This is a genomic window from Melioribacter sp. Ez-97 (genome assembly GCF_051488665.1).
Lineage (GTDB): Bacteria > Bacteroidota > Ignavibacteria > Ignavibacteriales > Melioribacteraceae > Melioribacter.
This window is the reverse complement of the sequence record NZ_JBPSEG010000013.1, coordinates 56,863-71,173: the sequence shown is the minus strand read 5'-3', so window position 1 is coordinate 71,173 and position 14,311 is coordinate 56,863. Positions and strand designations below refer to the sequence as shown.

The 14,311-nt window shown below is 41.9% G+C and carries 16 protein-coding genes; 12 read left to right on the top strand and 4 right to left on the bottom strand.

Annotated features, from left to right (window positions below):
- Position 1 precedes the first annotated feature (1 nt).
- The 7 genes from accC (at position 2) to ACSSWA_RS12910 (ending at position 6,172) form a co-directional block, all read left to right on the top strand.
- The gene (accC, locus tag ACSSWA_RS12940) at positions 2-1,354 is read left to right on the top strand and encodes an acetyl-CoA carboxylase biotin carboxylase subunit (RefSeq protein ID WP_437356971.1); all 1,353 of its coding nucleotides are present in this window, start codon (positions 2-4) and stop codon (positions 1,352-1,354) included.
- Positions 1,351-1,728, top strand: coding sequence for a glycine cleavage system protein GcvH (gcvH, locus tag ACSSWA_RS12935; RefSeq protein WP_437356970.1), 378 nt, complete (start codon positions 1,351-1,353; stop codon positions 1,726-1,728). The genes accC and gcvH overlap by 4 nt, the downstream gene beginning before the upstream one ends.
- A gap of 6 nt (positions 1,729-1,734) precedes the next feature.
- Positions 1,735-3,276, top strand: coding sequence for a glutamine-hydrolyzing GMP synthase (gene guaA / locus ACSSWA_RS12930; protein WP_437356969.1), 1,542 nt, complete (start codon positions 1,735-1,737; stop codon positions 3,274-3,276).
- Positions 3,277-3,298: 22 nt separating this feature from the next.
- A complete protein-coding gene (gene radC, locus ACSSWA_RS12925) occupies positions 3,299-3,982 on the top strand; it encodes a RadC family protein (protein WP_437356968.1) in 684 nt (227 codons plus the stop codon).
- Between the two features lie 91 nt (positions 3,983-4,073).
- Complete coding sequence (locus tag ACSSWA_RS12920; RefSeq protein ID WP_437356967.1) at positions 4,074-4,349, top strand: hypothetical protein; 276 nt, start codon at positions 4,074-4,076, stop codon at positions 4,347-4,349.
- Positions 4,350-4,394: 45 nt separating this feature from the next.
- Positions 4,395-5,090, top strand: coding sequence for a LysM peptidoglycan-binding domain-containing protein (locus ACSSWA_RS12915; RefSeq protein WP_437356966.1), 696 nt, complete (start codon positions 4,395-4,397; stop codon positions 5,088-5,090).
- Between the two features lie 104 nt (positions 5,091-5,194).
- Positions 5,195-6,172, top strand: a complete 978-nt coding sequence (locus ACSSWA_RS12910) for a PhoH family protein (RefSeq protein ID WP_437357001.1) — start codon at positions 5,195-5,197, stop codon at positions 6,170-6,172.
- Positions 6,173-6,174: 2 nt separating this feature from the next.
- Here the strand turns inward: ACSSWA_RS12910 and mazG are convergent, their stop codons facing one another.
- Complete coding sequence (gene mazG / locus ACSSWA_RS12905) at positions 6,175-6,936, bottom strand: nucleoside triphosphate pyrophosphohydrolase (protein WP_437356965.1); 762 nt, start codon at positions 6,934-6,936, stop codon at positions 6,175-6,177.
- 101 nt (positions 6,937-7,037) lie between these two features.
- On the opposite strand from mazG, the gene ACSSWA_RS12900 reads away from it, so the two are divergent.
- The 5 genes from ACSSWA_RS12900 (at position 7,038) to argS (ending at position 10,720) form a co-directional block, all read left to right on the top strand.
- Complete coding sequence (locus ACSSWA_RS12900; RefSeq protein WP_437356964.1) at positions 7,038-7,499, top strand: RidA family protein; 462 nt, start codon at positions 7,038-7,040, stop codon at positions 7,497-7,499.
- A gap of 97 nt (positions 7,500-7,596) precedes the next feature.
- On the top strand, positions 7,597-8,067 hold the full coding sequence (locus tag ACSSWA_RS12895) for a hypothetical protein (protein ID WP_437356963.1): 471 nt from the start codon (positions 7,597-7,599) through the stop codon (positions 8,065-8,067).
- A gap of 171 nt (positions 8,068-8,238) precedes the next feature.
- Complete coding sequence (locus tag ACSSWA_RS12890) at positions 8,239-8,712, top strand: LytR C-terminal domain-containing protein (protein ID WP_437356962.1); 474 nt, start codon at positions 8,239-8,241, stop codon at positions 8,710-8,712.
- Positions 8,713-8,714: 2 nt separating this feature from the next.
- Complete coding sequence (gene rsfS, locus ACSSWA_RS12885) at positions 8,715-9,095, top strand: ribosome silencing factor (RefSeq protein ID WP_437356961.1); 381 nt, start codon at positions 8,715-8,717, stop codon at positions 9,093-9,095.
- Complete coding sequence (gene argS / locus ACSSWA_RS12880; RefSeq protein WP_437356960.1) at positions 9,092-10,720, top strand: arginine--tRNA ligase; 1,629 nt, start codon at positions 9,092-9,094, stop codon at positions 10,718-10,720. The genes rsfS and argS overlap by 4 nt, the downstream gene beginning before the upstream one ends.
- A 3-nt stretch (positions 10,721-10,723) precedes the next feature.
- Here the strand turns inward: argS and ACSSWA_RS12875 are convergent, their stop codons facing one another.
- Genes ACSSWA_RS12875 through surE form a run of 3 tightly spaced genes read right to left on the bottom strand, consistent with a single transcriptional unit; the run spans position 10,724 to position 14,281 of the window.
- Positions 10,724-11,386 carry a ComF family protein gene (locus tag ACSSWA_RS12875; RefSeq protein WP_437357000.1) on the bottom strand — a complete coding sequence of 221 codons (663 nt, stop codon included), beginning with the start codon at positions 11,384-11,386 and terminating at the stop codon, positions 10,724-10,726.
- 32 nt (positions 11,387-11,418) lie between these two features.
- On the bottom strand, positions 11,419-13,506 hold the full coding sequence (locus ACSSWA_RS12870) for a hypothetical protein (protein WP_437356959.1): 2,088 nt from the start codon (positions 13,504-13,506) through the stop codon (positions 11,419-11,421).
- Position 13,507: 1 nt separating this feature from the next.
- On the bottom strand, positions 13,508-14,281 hold the full coding sequence (gene surE, locus ACSSWA_RS12865) for a 5'/3'-nucleotidase SurE (protein WP_437356958.1): 774 nt from the start codon (positions 14,279-14,281) through the stop codon (positions 13,508-13,510).
- Positions 14,282-14,311: the final 30 nt, after the last annotated feature.

The window sequence follows — 14,311 nt, the reverse complement described above, 5'->3', positions numbered from 1 at the left end:
AGTGTTTAAGAAAATCCTTATTGCAAATCGCGGCGAAATAGCCGTACGTATTATTCGTACATGCAAGGAGATGGGAATTAAAACTGTTGCCGTCTATTCCGAAGCCGACCGCGATTCTTTACATACATATCTGGCGGACGAAGCCGTTTGTATTGGTCCACCTCAAAGCGGCAACAGCTATTTGAAAATTCCGAATATCTTGTCGGCGGCAGCCATAACCGGAGCCGAAGCGATTCATCCGGGTTACGGATTCCTTGCCGAGAATGCCGAATTCAGCGAAATATGCGAAGAATCGAATATTAAATTTATCGGTCCTTCGCCCGATTCCATCAGAAACATGGGCGATAAATCGTTTGCCAAAGAAACCATGAAAAGAGTCGGCGTGCCGGTTGTACCCGGCAGCGACGGCGTAGTTAAAGACGTAAAATCAGCAAAAGAAATCGCCGCTCGGATCGGTTATCCCGTAATGCTGAAAGCGTCGGCAGGCGGAGGCGGCAAAGGCATGAGAATCGTCTGGGAAGAAAAAGAAATCGAAAAGATGTTTCAAACCGCCAGCACCGAGGCGGAAGCTGCTTTCGGCGTGCCTGACCTTTATATCGAAAAATTTATCGAAAATCCTCATCATGTTGAAATTCAGATTATGAGCGACCGATACGGCAACGCATATCACTACGGCGAGCGCGACTGCTCGATTCAACGCAGACACCAGAAATTGATTGAAGAATCGCCTTCTCCGTTAATTACTCCAGAAGTGCGTCAGAAAATGTGCGAAGCAGCTTTGCTCGGCGTGCATGCCGTCAATTATGAAGGCGCCGGCACGGTTGAATTTCTTGTCGACAAATATCTGAACTTCTATTTTATCGAAATGAATACTAGAATACAGGTCGAACATCCCGTTACCGAAATGGTTAGAAATACCGACCTTATCAAGCAGCAGATACTCGTTGCAGCCGGAGAGAGACTCGATTCTCCGCCCTTAGAGCCGAGAGGTCATTCGATGGAATTTCGCATTAATGCCGAAGATCCGGAACACAATTTCCGTCCGAGCCCGGGGAAAATTGAATACTTACACTTTCCGGGTGGATTCGGAGTAAGAATCGATTCGCACGTTTATAATCAATATGTAATACCTCCTTATTACGATTCGTTAATTGCCAAACTGATTGTGTGGGGAACCGACAGAAAACATGCGATTGCAAGAGCCAGAAGAGCCTTCGAAGAATTTGCAGTCGAGGGAATTAAAACTACAATCCCTTTTCACCAGAGAATCCTGGAAAATGACGATTTTGTCAACGGAAATTTCGATACTTCATTTCTCGACAAAAACTTAAATAAATTAATGAGGATGTCATGAACGTACCAGCAGAATTACATTACACCAAAGACCACGAATGGATTAAAGTGGAAGGCAATACCGGGATTATCGGCATAACCGATTACGCCCAGAGCGAATTGGGCGATATAGTCTTCGTCGACATTAATCCGGGACTGGAAGAAATTAAAATGTCCGAATCATTCGGAACCATTGAAGCGGTTAAAACCGTTAGCGAGCTTTATGCGCCGGTTGACGGAAAAGTAATCGAAATTAATCCCAAATTGCAGGACGAGCCGCAGCTTGTCAATTCCGATCCTTACGGGGAAGGCTGGCTGATTAAAATTGAATTAACTAATCCCGATCAGGTAAATCAACTTCTCGATGCCGAAGCTTACAAAAATCAAATAGCCTGATTGCAAATGGAACATCCTCAAAAAATAATCATACTCGACTTCGGGTCGCAGTATACGCAGCTTATTGCTCGACGTATCAGGGAATCGAAAGTCTATTCGGAAATTCAGCCGCATCACTATGATCTGAATAAAATTATCGAAGAACGACCGAAAGGCATAATACTTTCGGGAGGCCCGATGAGCGTTTACGACGAAGACGCTCCCGCTGTCGACAAAAAGATTTTCGAACTCGGCATTCCAATCCTCGGAATCTGTTACGGAATGCAGTTGATCGCCAAGTATAACGGAGGTAAGGTCGAACCGGCTTCGAACAGGGAATACGGCAAAGCGGAGATTAACGTTATCGGGGACGACGAACTTTTGAAGGGTGTGGAAAATAATTCGGTGGTCTGGATGAGTCACGGCGACTACATAACCGAGCTGCCGAATGATTACAAAATAATTGCACGCACGGAAAATTCGCCGATTTGCGCGGTTAGTAATCCCGCAAATAAAATATACGGACTCCAATTTCATCCGGAAGTAGTTCATACCAAAGAAGGCAAAAAAATAATCGACAATTTTTTATTCGATATATGCGAATGCAAACCCGATTGGACTCCGGGCAATTTTATAGAAAATACGATTGAAGAAGTAAAAAAACTTGTCGGCGATAAAAAGGCGATATGCGCCTTGAGCGGGGGCGTCGATTCATCGGTGGCGGCGGTTCTGTTGCACAAAGCTCTCGGTAAAAATTTGATTAACATCCACGTCGATACCGGACTTATGCGCAAAAACGAGTCGAACGACGTTGTGAAGATGTTCAAAGAAAATTTTGATATTGAATTGATTCACGTGGATGCTTCCGAGCTTTTTCTGGAACGACTTAAGGGCGTGACCGACCCGGAATTAAAAAGAAAAATTATCGGAAATACTTTTATTGAAGTCTTCGAAAAGGAAGCAAAGAAATTCAAAGACGCGGAATTTCTCGTTCAGGGAACGCTTTACCCGGATGTAATCGAATCGGTCTCCGTAAAAGGAAAATCCGTAACAATCAAAACGCATCATAACGTTGGCGGACTGCCAGAAAGGATGAACTTTAAACTGATCGAACCGTTCCGCGAACTCTTCAAAGACGAAGTGCGGGAAATCGGTTTGAAACTCGGCATTCCGGAAATATTTATTAAACGGCACCCGTTCCCGGGTCCCGGTCTGGCAGTGCGGGTGCTGGGAGAAATTACAAAAGAACGCCTCGACATTCTTCGGGAAGCCGACGACATTTTTATCAAAGCCCTTCATGAAGACGGGATCTACGACGATATCTGGCAGGCTTTTGCTGTTTTACTGCCGGTTCAAAGCGTCGGAGTTATGGGCGACGCCCGCACGTACGAAAACGTTCTGGCATTACGGGCAGTCACTTCGACAGACGGTATGACTGCGGATTGGTACCGCTTCGATCACCGCTTCCTGGAAAAAGTATCCAACAGAATAATCCGTTCGGTCAAAGGAATCAACCGCGTAGTTTACGATATCAGTTCCAAGCCTCCTTCCACTATCGAGTGGGAATAAGTAAAAAAGAGGAGATAAAGGGATGGCTAATTTAAAAGATTTGCCGCCCGACGACCGCCCGAGAGAAAAACTTATTACCAAGGGCGTTCAAAGTCTTTCCGACGCAGAATTGCTTGCTATACTTCTTCGAACCGGGACCAAAGGAATAAACGCGGTAGAGATAGCGAGGAATCTGCTGAAAAATTTTAAGGATTTGAGCGTATTGTCAATCCAGACTTTCGATTCATTGAAAAATCAACACGGAATAGGCAAAGACAAAGCGGCTACATTATTGGCGGCTTTTGAACTGGGCAGAAGAATAGACGCCAAACGCAGATGGCGTTCCGATAAAAAAATCGTTTCTCCGTCAGATATCGCGGAGTATATGATTCCCTTGCTTCGCGACGAAGTCAAAGAAAAATTTTATGTTGTATGTTTAAGCAGCTCTAATAAAATAATAAAAGAATATCACTTGATATCGGAAGGAAGTCTTAATTCGAGCGTCGTCCACCCGAGAGAAGTTTTCAAGGTGGCAATAGAAAGCAATTCTGCCAGTATAATACTCGTTCATAATCACCCGAGCGGAAATTCTGAACCGAGTCGCGAGGATATTCAACTGACCAAAAGGATGATCGACGCCGGCAAATTGCTCAACATAAAGGTGCTCGATCACTTGATTATTGCGGGGAACAATTACACAAGTTTGGTTGAAAAAAGACTTGTTTAATCAATATTCTTGATTTTTTAGGGAAAATTTTCCTTATATTTAACATAGAAAATTACGTTTCATATAATCAACAAACTGAGGAGTAAAGACTATGATTAAAATCAAAAAAGCATTAAATGCAGGAATTATGGTAGTTCTGTTTGCATCTTTAATTGGAATTACTGCCTGCAGCGGCGTATCCGAAGAACAGATGGCAGAACTCGAAGCGCTCCGTTCCGAAGTTAAAGCGCTCGAAAAAGAAGTCAATTCCTTGAAGAGTGAAAAAGCTGCGCTCGAAAAAGAAATTGCGGAAAAGAATGCTAAATTGGATGAATGCGCAAAAACAAAAGCCGAAACTAAGAAAAATCTCGAGAAACTCGGCATGTAATTTCTTTTTTAACCCAAAAGTTTAAAAATAAAATCGGAGGAATAGATGAAAATTCACAAAACTTTAATGGTAGTATTATCCGTATTACTCCTCTCTGCCACGGTTTTTGCGCAGGAAAAGGAAATGACTAAAGAGGAGTGGCAGAACGAAATTAATCGTCTGACAGAAAAGAAAGCTGCTCTTACAACCGAATTGAACTCTCTCAAACAAGAAGTAGCAAACTTGAAAGCTACAAGCGAAAAATTGCAGAGCTACGACGACTGCATGAAGGAATTATACGAAATGGTCGGAGCTACGAAAGCAGACGTAGATAATTTCGGAAAACAGGTCGCTGCTTTAGAAAAAAAGATTGACGCTAAAGAATCCCCAAAAGCAGATCGTCAGGCTGAGCTGGACGCTCTCAAAAAGAACAAAATTTCGGCATTGCCGCAATTCTTTGATAAAGTTCACAATCAATTGCAGCGCAAACTCGATGCATGGGTAGAGCCGCCGAAAGAAATCAACTATACTGTTGTTAAAGGCGACTGCCTCTGGAACATTGCCAAGAAAAAAGAACATTACGACAATCCGTTCGCTTGGCCGATGATTTACAAAGCCAACAGAGATCAGATCAAAAATCCGGATCTGATTTATCCGAAACAAGTTTTCAAAATTCCGAATCTGACGGAAGAAGAAAAAGCCAAATACGACAAGATCAGAAGAAATTACAAACCGGCTCCGCCGGCTCAATCGGCTCAATAATCGGAGTCTGTAAGTATAAGTGAAGTTTATTTAAAATTCATAAAGCCCTTTTCATTCTGAGATGAAGAGGGCTTTTTTTATTTATCAGTAAGGAGGCGGTAATTCTGAAAGAAAAAACTTTGAAACTGGAAAATGTGGATTTAATATCCCTCTTCGGGTTTAACGATAAGAATATCAAACCGATCGAAGCGAGGTTTTCCTCCGACGTTATTGTCAGAGGCGATAACATAATTTTAAAAGGAAATGACGAAGAAGTCGATACGATTGAAAGAATCGTTAAAGAGATGGTTTTTGTATTGAACACGACGGGCAGACTTACGAGCGAAGACGTTGAAACTATTATTGACCTTACGCTCCAGGGCAAGGAAATTATAAACGACAATGAATACGACAACATTGTACTCTATTCGAAAAAAGACGCCATCAAAGCAAAAACGCCGAATCAGATAAGTTATATCAGAGCCGTAAGAGAAAACGATATCTGTTTTGCAATTGGGCCCGCGGGCACGGGAAAAACTTTTCTTGCGGTCGCTTCGGCGGTGGCTTCTTTGAAAAAAGGAAGCGTTAAGAAAATTATATTGTCGCGTCCGGCAGTTGAAGCCGGCGAAAGCCTCGGATTTTTGCCAGGCGATTTTCGCGAAAAGATCGATCCGTATCTGCGTCCTCTTTACGACGCTCTCGAAGATATGTTGCCCGCCGAACAACTCCGTAATTATATCGAAAGGGGAGTGATCGAAATCGTGCCGCTGGCATATATGAGAGGCAGAACGTTGAATAACGCTTACGTTATATTGGACGAAGCTCAAAACGCGACGACCATGCAGATGAAAATGTTTCTCACGCGACTCGGTCCAAATTCCAAAGCCATTATTACCGGAGATATTACTCAGATCGATTTGCCGTCGTATTCTCAGAGCGGTTTGGTGCAGGTGAAGGAAATATTAAAGAATGTGGACGGAGTGGCATTCGTATATTTCGACAAAGCCGACGTAGTGCGTCATAAACTCGTAAAAGATATTATCGACGCTTACGAAAAACATTACAGCGAGAATAACGGCAAAAACAAAAAGAACGGAGAATGAAACTACTCTTTGTTTTTACTCTCTTCCCAGAATTTGTCCATCTCATTTAAATCGGAATCGGTTATCGATTTGCCTGATTCTTTTATCTTCCGCTCGACGTAATTGAATCTTTTGATAAACTTTTCGTTAGTGAGTCTGAGCGCGTTTTCCGGATTTACCCCTAAAAATCGCGCGTAGTTTGTTATGGCAAAAAGCAAATCCCCGAGCTCTTCTTCCGTTTTTTTGATGTCTCCCTCTTTTTCGGATTCCCTTAATTCTTCGATTTCTTCCAGAACCTTTTTCCAGACGTCTTCTTTATCGTTCCAGTCGAAACCGACTTTAGAGGCTTTTTCCTGTAAGCGGTAGGCTCTGGCTAATCCGGGCAAATTTTTGGGCACGCCTTGCAATACGGAATCCCTTCCTTCGGCGAGCTTTATTTCTTCCCAATTTTTTACTACTTCGTCCGTCCCGTTAACTTTTACCTCCCCGAAAACGTGAGGATGCCGTCTGATCAGTTTTTCCGTTATCGTATCAATAACGTCGTTAATATCGAATTTGCCGTTTTCCTCTGCAATAGCCGAATGGAAAACAATGTGAAGAAGCAAATCGCCCAGTTCCGATTTCATTTCTTCGTAATTTTTTTCGTCGATGGCTTCGACCAATTCGTATGTTTCTTCTATGGTTGCGCCTTTTATAGAATCGTGGGTTTGCTCTTTGTCCCAGGGGCATTCTTTTCTCAGGCGTTTCATTATTTCGTAAAGTTTTTCGAATTTGGAATTTGTCATTCTGCTTCCTTTGAAATTGATTACGCAAAAATAAATTGAAATGTCGAGGTTACCAAAAAATATCCGTACTTCGTATATTTGGTAAAAAAAATGGGGAAAAAATGATAGAAGAAAAAATTAAAGAACTTACGGGGCGCGATTTGCCGGCGGCGGCAAAACCACTGGCGGCTTATGTGCCGGCTCAAGTAACTGGTAACCTTATTTTTACTGCGGGTCAGCTTCCGACAGTCGACGGTAAATTATTAGCCGAAGGAAAGGTAGGCGCGGATGTAACGGAAGAAAAAGCCGCCGAGTGCGCGAAAATTGCGGCTCTAAATTGTCTCAGCGTAATCAAAGCGGAAATCGGGAGTCTCGATAAAATCAAAAAGATTGTCAAAATTACTGTGTTCGTTAATTCCTCCGATAATTTCACCGGGCAGCCGAAAGTGGCAAACGGAGCGTCGGAATTTTTAATTGATTTATTCGGCGATAAAGGCAAACATGCGCGCAGCGCTGTCGGCGTCAACGAATTACCGATCAATGCGCCCGTTGAAATCGAAATGATTGCGGAAATATCCGTATAATTGACTTGACAATTGAGATAACTAATCTTAATATTACGTTGAAAATTGAAACCAAATTGAATGCCGTGATGTCTAACATTCAAAAATCGGAGCGGAAATGAGAAGATCGATAGTAATCTTAATGATTTTTGCTGCTTCCACGTTATTCGGGCAGTTCAAAGATCAGCCGGCGCCCGACATTAAAAGCGGCATATTGAACAACTCGCAATCGAATATATTCGGCTTTTTTAGTCCGAACAATTTTAAGATGAATCATACTATCGATGTTTCTTTCAGCTCTTTCGGTTCGGCGGGCAATCTTGCTCTTACGACTTATACAAACAGTATGTTCTATAAATTCAACGATAAATTGGACGTCTCCGCTGATATTAGCATTGTAAATACCCCTTATAACACATTCGGTTCGGGCTTTACTCAAAACATCAACGGAATTTATCTGAGCAGAGCTCAACTTACATACAGACCTACCGAAAATATGTCAGTCATACTGCAATACAGGAATATACCGTATTCGTACTATTCGCCTTTCAGAAATTATTATTCGCCTTTTTATTATTACGGTTATTGACCTTCGGAAAACATCAAGCGCGTTTCTAATACGGCAAGAGTATTACGTTTAAAATTATGCCGTAATATTCCCCGCCGGTTATTTACGTAAAGAATTAGTTGATGATTTTTATTATTTTTCGTCTTCAGTAAATTTCCTTAAAGCGGTAAAAAAATAAAGAAGAATAATAAATTGCCGGGAAAAAAAGAAAATACGGTATCTTCGGTAAAGAATCTGTTTCTGAACATAGCCAACTTTCTTCTGATTGCGATAATCATACTGATGATTTATTCGATCTACGTTAAGATTCACAAAGGCGGAGACGGATTTAATTCAAGCGCGGCAACAGGAGAGCCTTCGGAAATTATTCAGGTGGAAGTGCTGAACGGGTGCGGCATATCGGGAGTAGGGGAAAGATTTACAGATTATCTCAGGAACAACGGATTCGACGTTGTCAACGTGGACAATTATATTCGATTCGACATCGACGAAACGATAGTAATCGATCGCATCGGAAATAAAGCCAATGCACTGAAAGTCGCCGACGCGCTCGGAGTCAAAAAAGGAAATATAATACAGCAGCTGAATGAAGATTATTTTCTCGATGTATCGATAATAATCGGACGCGATTATTATTCATTAAAACCAACAGAAACAAAGAGGTAAATGTGAATTCGCTTACGTTTTCGAAAAAGATTGCTTCCATTATAGAATCGAAAAAAGGTTACGACATTAAAATTCTCGACTTGAGAAAGTTATCGGGAATAGCGGATTTCTTCGTTATATGTTCCGCCGAAGCCGACAAACAGGTTAAAGCAATTGCGGACGAAATCGACAAAAAGCTATCCGAACAGGGCATTAAATGTTTGCACAGGGAAGGATACGAAACGTTGAGGTGGGTTATACTCGACTACTTCGACGTAATTGTGCATGTTTTCAAATACGACGTGCGAGATTATTACGGACTCGAGAAATTGTGGGGAGACGCCCCGGCGATTATCCCGGAATCGAAACCGTCCGCAAAAAAAATTAAGGAGAAGAAAAATTGAGAAACTACCTTTACTCGTTATTCGACAAAGCGGCTCGGAAGCTCGAATATTTAAAAGACGTTAATATAATTTTTACAGTGCCTCAACAGGAAAGTCACGGCGATTTTTCGACGAATATTGCAATGCTCCTTTCCAGAAAACTTAAAAAGAATCCGAGGGAAATAGCAGCAGAAATTTTGTCAGCTCTGGAAGTAGATAAGAGCGTAATTGAAAAGACCGAAATCGCAGGCGCAGGTTTTATCAATTTCTTCTTCGCAAAAAACTATATCAGTAATCTTGTAAAAACTGTTATCGAAGCGGGCGGGTCTTACGGAAAGTCGGATAAATATAAAGGCAAAAGAGCTCAGGTCGAATTCGTATCGGCAAATCCGACAGGTCCTTTGACCGTTGGGCACGGACGCAATGCGGTTACGGGGGATACGGTTGCGAATCTTCTCAACGCAATCGGTTATCAGGTCGACAGGGAATATTATTTCAACAATGCCGGCAGACAAATGCGCGTGCTCGGCGATTCGGTACGACTGCGGTATCTGGAACTGCTCGGCGAAAAAGTTGAATTCCCCGAAGAGTATTATCAGGGTGAATATATAAAAGAGATTGCAAGAAAATTGTACGATGAGTACGGGGACAAATTAAAAAACGAAAGCGCGGAAGGTATATTCAAAGAAAGAGCCGAAAAAGAAATTTTCGTTGAAATTAATCAAACTCTGAAACGCCTCAATATCGTTTTCGACAATTATTACAACGAACACAGTCTTTATGAAGAAGGAAGAATTAAAGACTTGCTCGATTTGTTTAATCGAAAAGGACTTTCGTATGAAAAAGACGGCGCGGTCTGGTTCAAATTTTCCGAGCTGGGCAACGAGCAGGACAAAGTAATAGTCAAATCGACAGGCGAGCCTACGTACAGGCTTCCGGACATTGCTTATCATATCACAAAATTTGAGCGCGGATACGATTTGATTGTGGATTTGTTCGGCTCCGACCACAATGCCACTTATCCCGACGTAATGGCTGCTCTAAAAGCTTTGGGATACGATACGGACAAAATAAAAGTTCTGATTCATCAGTTCGTTACGATTATGCAGGGCGGCGAAATTGTAAAAATGTCCACGCGTAAAGCTAATTATATTACTCTCGATGAATTGATTGACGAAGTGGGCTCCGACGTGGTAAGATACTTTTTCAATATGAGAAGCATAACGAGCCATCTTAATTTTGATATCGATCTTGCAAAAAAGCAATCAGACGAAAATCCCGTTTTTTATCTGCAATACGCCCACGCCCGAATTTCTTCAATTCTTAGGATGACTCGCGATGAAGGGCTCGAAATGTCGACTGAAAATCTTCATCTGCTTGAAACCGACGAAGAACAACGTTTGCTCAAAAAATTGTATCAGTATCCGGACGAAGTGATGCTGAGCGCGGAAAATTATGAGCCGCACAGAATCTGCGTTTATCTGGAAGAACTCGCAGCGCTCTTTCATAAATTCTATACTGTTTGCAGGGTTATCGGAAGTCCGAAAGATTTAGCCGAAGCTCGAATCGCTCTGATCGTCGCTACAAAAACAGTAATTAAAAACGGATTGTCATTGCTCGGCGTTTCCGCGCCCGACAGAATGTAATCGTTATACGGCAATTGCAACAGAAGCGGCATAAATATCGGCAGCTCCCGCTTTAAGCAAAACAGCGGCGCACTCGTCGACCGTTGAACCTGTCGTGATGACGTCGTCGACGAGCAGTAATTTTTTACCGTCGACTTTCTTAAAACGTTTAATTTCAAACGCGCCGCGAACGTTCAACATCCGTTCCGATAGAGTTAATTCCGTTTGTGATTGCGTGTATCGGATTCGCCTTAGCGCTCCGATTATTTTTATTTTTGTTGCGATGTGAATTCCTTTTGCAATATAATACGATTGATTGTATCCGCGTTCCGCTTGTTTTGCATGATAGAGCGGCACAGGCGCGATGCCTTCAATATTCCATTCATTGAGAAATAAATTTTTGTATTCATTTCCTAATAGCCTGCCGAGATAAATTCCGATACGGAAATTACCGTTGTATTTCAAATTATGAATCAGGGATTGAACTGGAGTCTCTTTTTCGAAAAGATAGAGCGAGCGGAAGTCGCATAAGGATTTGTTTCTCTTAAGGCGGTATGAAGATGGTTTATCCGCTCTACGTAAAGACTCCGCGCAACCGTTGCAAAGATAGTCCTCGCCGGCGTTCAGTTTAATATTGCAGTGCAAACAAAATCGGGGAAGCAGAAAATCGATATAATTTTTGAGCATCAATTTGCCCTCTTATAAACCGGCAAATTATACTATAACATACCGATTCTTTTTCGCAAAAACCATTCGATCGAGAATAAAAATATCAGCAATAAAACGACAACGTAATTCGACTTTAAATCAACGGTGTCGGTAATCAGTTCTTCGCTTTTGTGATTCTCGATTAATTTGCCGAGTTCATCCGGTAATTCCGAAATCTTTTCGGGGGAATAATACTTGCCGCGGGAATTGTAAGCTATCCTCTTGAGCAGTTCTGCGTTCATTCGAGTAGTTATTTTTTCGGGATTGGCGTTGACTACCGTAAAGCGTCCTGAGTCTGACAATGTAATATTGTCATATGCCGCGTCAGCCGTAAATTTATAATCACCCGGATTGAGTCCGGAAACCTTTGCCGAATAAATGCCGTTTTGAACGGGAAGAAATTGAAATTCCGATATTCTGTTCCCCGACTTTATTTCCATTTTAATGTTTGCGTTATTGACCGGTATAAATGTCGGATCGTATAATTCGGCAACGAAATCGACTTCTTCAACCGAAGAGAACAATTCTTTTTGCGGTATTACCTTGAAAAGTTTTTTAGAATTATCCGCCGTCAGCCACTTGACAAGTTTGTTTATAAATCCCGGCAATAAAACATTTGAACGTTCCGCAATAGTAAGATGCCATCTCCAAATTCCTTCTGCAAGAAAGAAAGCGCTCTTGCCGCCCGATGTTGAACGCGTAATAAACAATGGGAACGATTTGTTCTTGAGCGAATATGTAAGGTGCGTTTCCGTATCCGGCGATAACCGGTAGAGATTCCCGTTCGTTATCAACGGCGGTAAAGATTGAAGTTCGTCCCAATCGAAGAAAAAAGAATTATTGTTTAATGCGTTTATCTCAAGTTTCTCGGGATCCAATTTCTCCGCTTTAAAAGGCATTATATACGGATATTTGTTCAGTATTGTAATGTCCGTGTTCGTAGTAATGAATTGCAAAAAGGGAACGTTCTTTTTCTTTATTGTTTCATAAACCTGCTTTACAAAATTTTCAGGTGTCGATTTCAAAGGAAAGTCAATAAGAATGAAAAGTTCGCTGCTGTCGATTTTGGAGATATTCTCCGAACCGTAAATTTTCCGGGGCGATACGAAAACTATTTTTTTCGTTTCAAAATTCTCGTTGCCGTTCAGAACCAGATTTAAGATTGTAAAATCGGACGAAGGTTTGCCGGCTACTAAAAAAATCTTCGTCTTGTTCTTGAGAACGTCGATGAATGCGGTTTTCGTATTATTGTTTTTATTGAATTCGTTTTCTTCGGGCGGAACGTTTATCGTAATTTTATGTTTACCGGGAGCGGCGGGAGTAAAAGCGAATTTAACTCTGTTGATTCCCGAGTTATCCGTCTCGATCTGTTTACGGGACGCCGGAACATTGTCGATATAAAACTCTACGACTTTTGAAACGCCGGCTGCGTTATTGTTTCTTACGATTGCTTCGGCTTCGGTTTCCGTTCCGGAGTAAATGATATTGTTATAATAAATGTTTTCGATATAAATATCCGGGCGCGCTGCCGAATCGCCTATGCCTACGGTAAAAAGAGGAACGGATTCCGATTTTATGTTGTCTGTTCCGGCGGTTATTATTCCGTCGCTAATTATTACGGAAGCCGCAGTCGAATCGATATCGAGGTTTGACGTTATCGGCTTAAAATCCGTTGTGTATTCCGAAAAATCTATTGCCTCGAGAGAATCGGCATTCAACGGTTTTATTCTTTCTCCGAACGTATAAAGTTGCGCCGAAGCTCCGATTCTGTCCGTGATTTTTTCAATTATATCGCGGACTGTTTTTACGTTTGCGGCGCTGTCGGGCATTGTCATCGAATTGGAATTATCGACGAACACTTTTATCGACGGTTTGTTTATTTTTTGATAAGTAACTTTTATTGCAGGATCGATTAATAGAAGAACGAGCAAAATAAAGATTGCGCTTCTTACCGAAGCAAGAAAATATCTTGTAAATTTACCCGACGGCGGGAGCGTGTATTTATATGTATAAAATGCAAAAAGTATCAACAGTATCAGGGCAGTCAGAGCGATGAAAGGTTCGAAGTCGAATGTGATGTCGATACTTTTTAAGTTCATGTCAATTGTCGATCGATAGGTTCTCGATATTCCACTTTTTCATGTCTTCGAAAGTGTCGTAATCGGTCAGGTCAAAATGTATAGGCGTAACGGAAACATAGTTATTCCGGATTGCAAATTGATCTGTTTCCAAATCTGTGTCGGCTTCGATTAATTTTCCGGTAAGCCAGAAATATTTTTTGCCGTAGGGATCGATTCTTTCTTCGTAGATATCGTCCCATTTGGATTTTCCCTGACGGGTAAGTTTCATCCCCTTTATTTCGTTCTCGGGTAAATCCGGCACGTTTACATTCAATAGTGTTCCTGCGGGCAAACCGTTTTTTACTACAGTTTGCGCCAGCAATGAAGCCGCTTTGGCGGCATACGAAAAATCGGTCGCTTCGTGACTTGTTACCGAAATTGCAATAGCGGGCACATCCATGATTGCCGCTTCTCGTGCGGCAGAAACCGTTCCGGAATAAATTATATTAATCGCCGTATTCGATCCGTGATTGATTCCTGATATTACGATATCGGGCTTTGTCTTCATTATATTTCGAATGCCCATCTTGATGCAGTCGGCAGGAGTTCCTTCAACCGCATAACCGAAAAAATCGCCGTTCTTATAATATTCTGTTACTCGCAGAGGAATTTTCATGGTAATTGCGTGTCCGACAGCGCTTTGTTCTGTCCTCGGCGCGACTACCGTTACATCTCCGATTTTCTTAAGCTCTTCAGCCAGAGCGGCAATCCCCGCCGAGTCGATTCCGTCGTCGTTTGAGACAAGTATTTTCATTTTTATATCCGTATTTTTTATTTCCAATCC

What these genes read in the sequence shown, in the direction of transcription:
- gcvH (WP_437356970.1), top strand. Translation starts at nt 1,351, where the DNA reads ATGAACGTACCAGCAGAATTACATTACACCAAAGACCACGAATGGATT.
- ACSSWA_RS12870 (WP_437356959.1), bottom strand. Translation starts at nt 13,506, where the DNA reads ATGAACTTAAAAAGTATCGACATCACATTCGACTTCGAACCTTTCATC.
- ACSSWA_RS12915 (WP_437356966.1), top strand. Translation starts at nt 4,395, where the DNA reads ATGAAAATTCACAAAACTTTAATGGTAGTATTATCCGTATTACTCCTC.
- radC (WP_437356968.1), top strand. Translation starts at nt 3,299, where the DNA reads ATGGCTAATTTAAAAGATTTGCCGCCCGACGACCGCCCGAGAGAAAAA.
- surE (WP_437356958.1), bottom strand. Translation starts at nt 14,281, where the DNA reads ATGAAAATACTTGTCTCAAACGACGACGGAATCGACTCGGCGGGGATT.
- ACSSWA_RS12900 (WP_437356964.1), top strand. Translation starts at nt 7,038, where the DNA reads ATGATAGAAGAAAAAATTAAAGAACTTACGGGGCGCGATTTGCCGGCG.
- guaA (WP_437356969.1), top strand. Translation starts at nt 1,735, where the DNA reads ATGGAACATCCTCAAAAAATAATCATACTCGACTTCGGGTCGCAGTAT.
- ACSSWA_RS12895 (WP_437356963.1), top strand. Translation starts at nt 7,597, where the DNA reads ATGAGAAGATCGATAGTAATCTTAATGATTTTTGCTGCTTCCACGTTA.
- ACSSWA_RS12920 (WP_437356967.1), top strand. Translation starts at nt 4,074, where the DNA reads ATGATTAAAATCAAAAAAGCATTAAATGCAGGAATTATGGTAGTTCTG.
- ACSSWA_RS12875 (WP_437357000.1), bottom strand. Translation starts at nt 11,386, where the DNA reads ATGCTCAAAAATTATATCGATTTTCTGCTTCCCCGATTTTGTTTGCAC.
- mazG (WP_437356965.1), bottom strand. Translation starts at nt 6,936, where the DNA reads ATGACAAATTCCAAATTCGAAAAACTTTACGAAATAATGAAACGCCTG.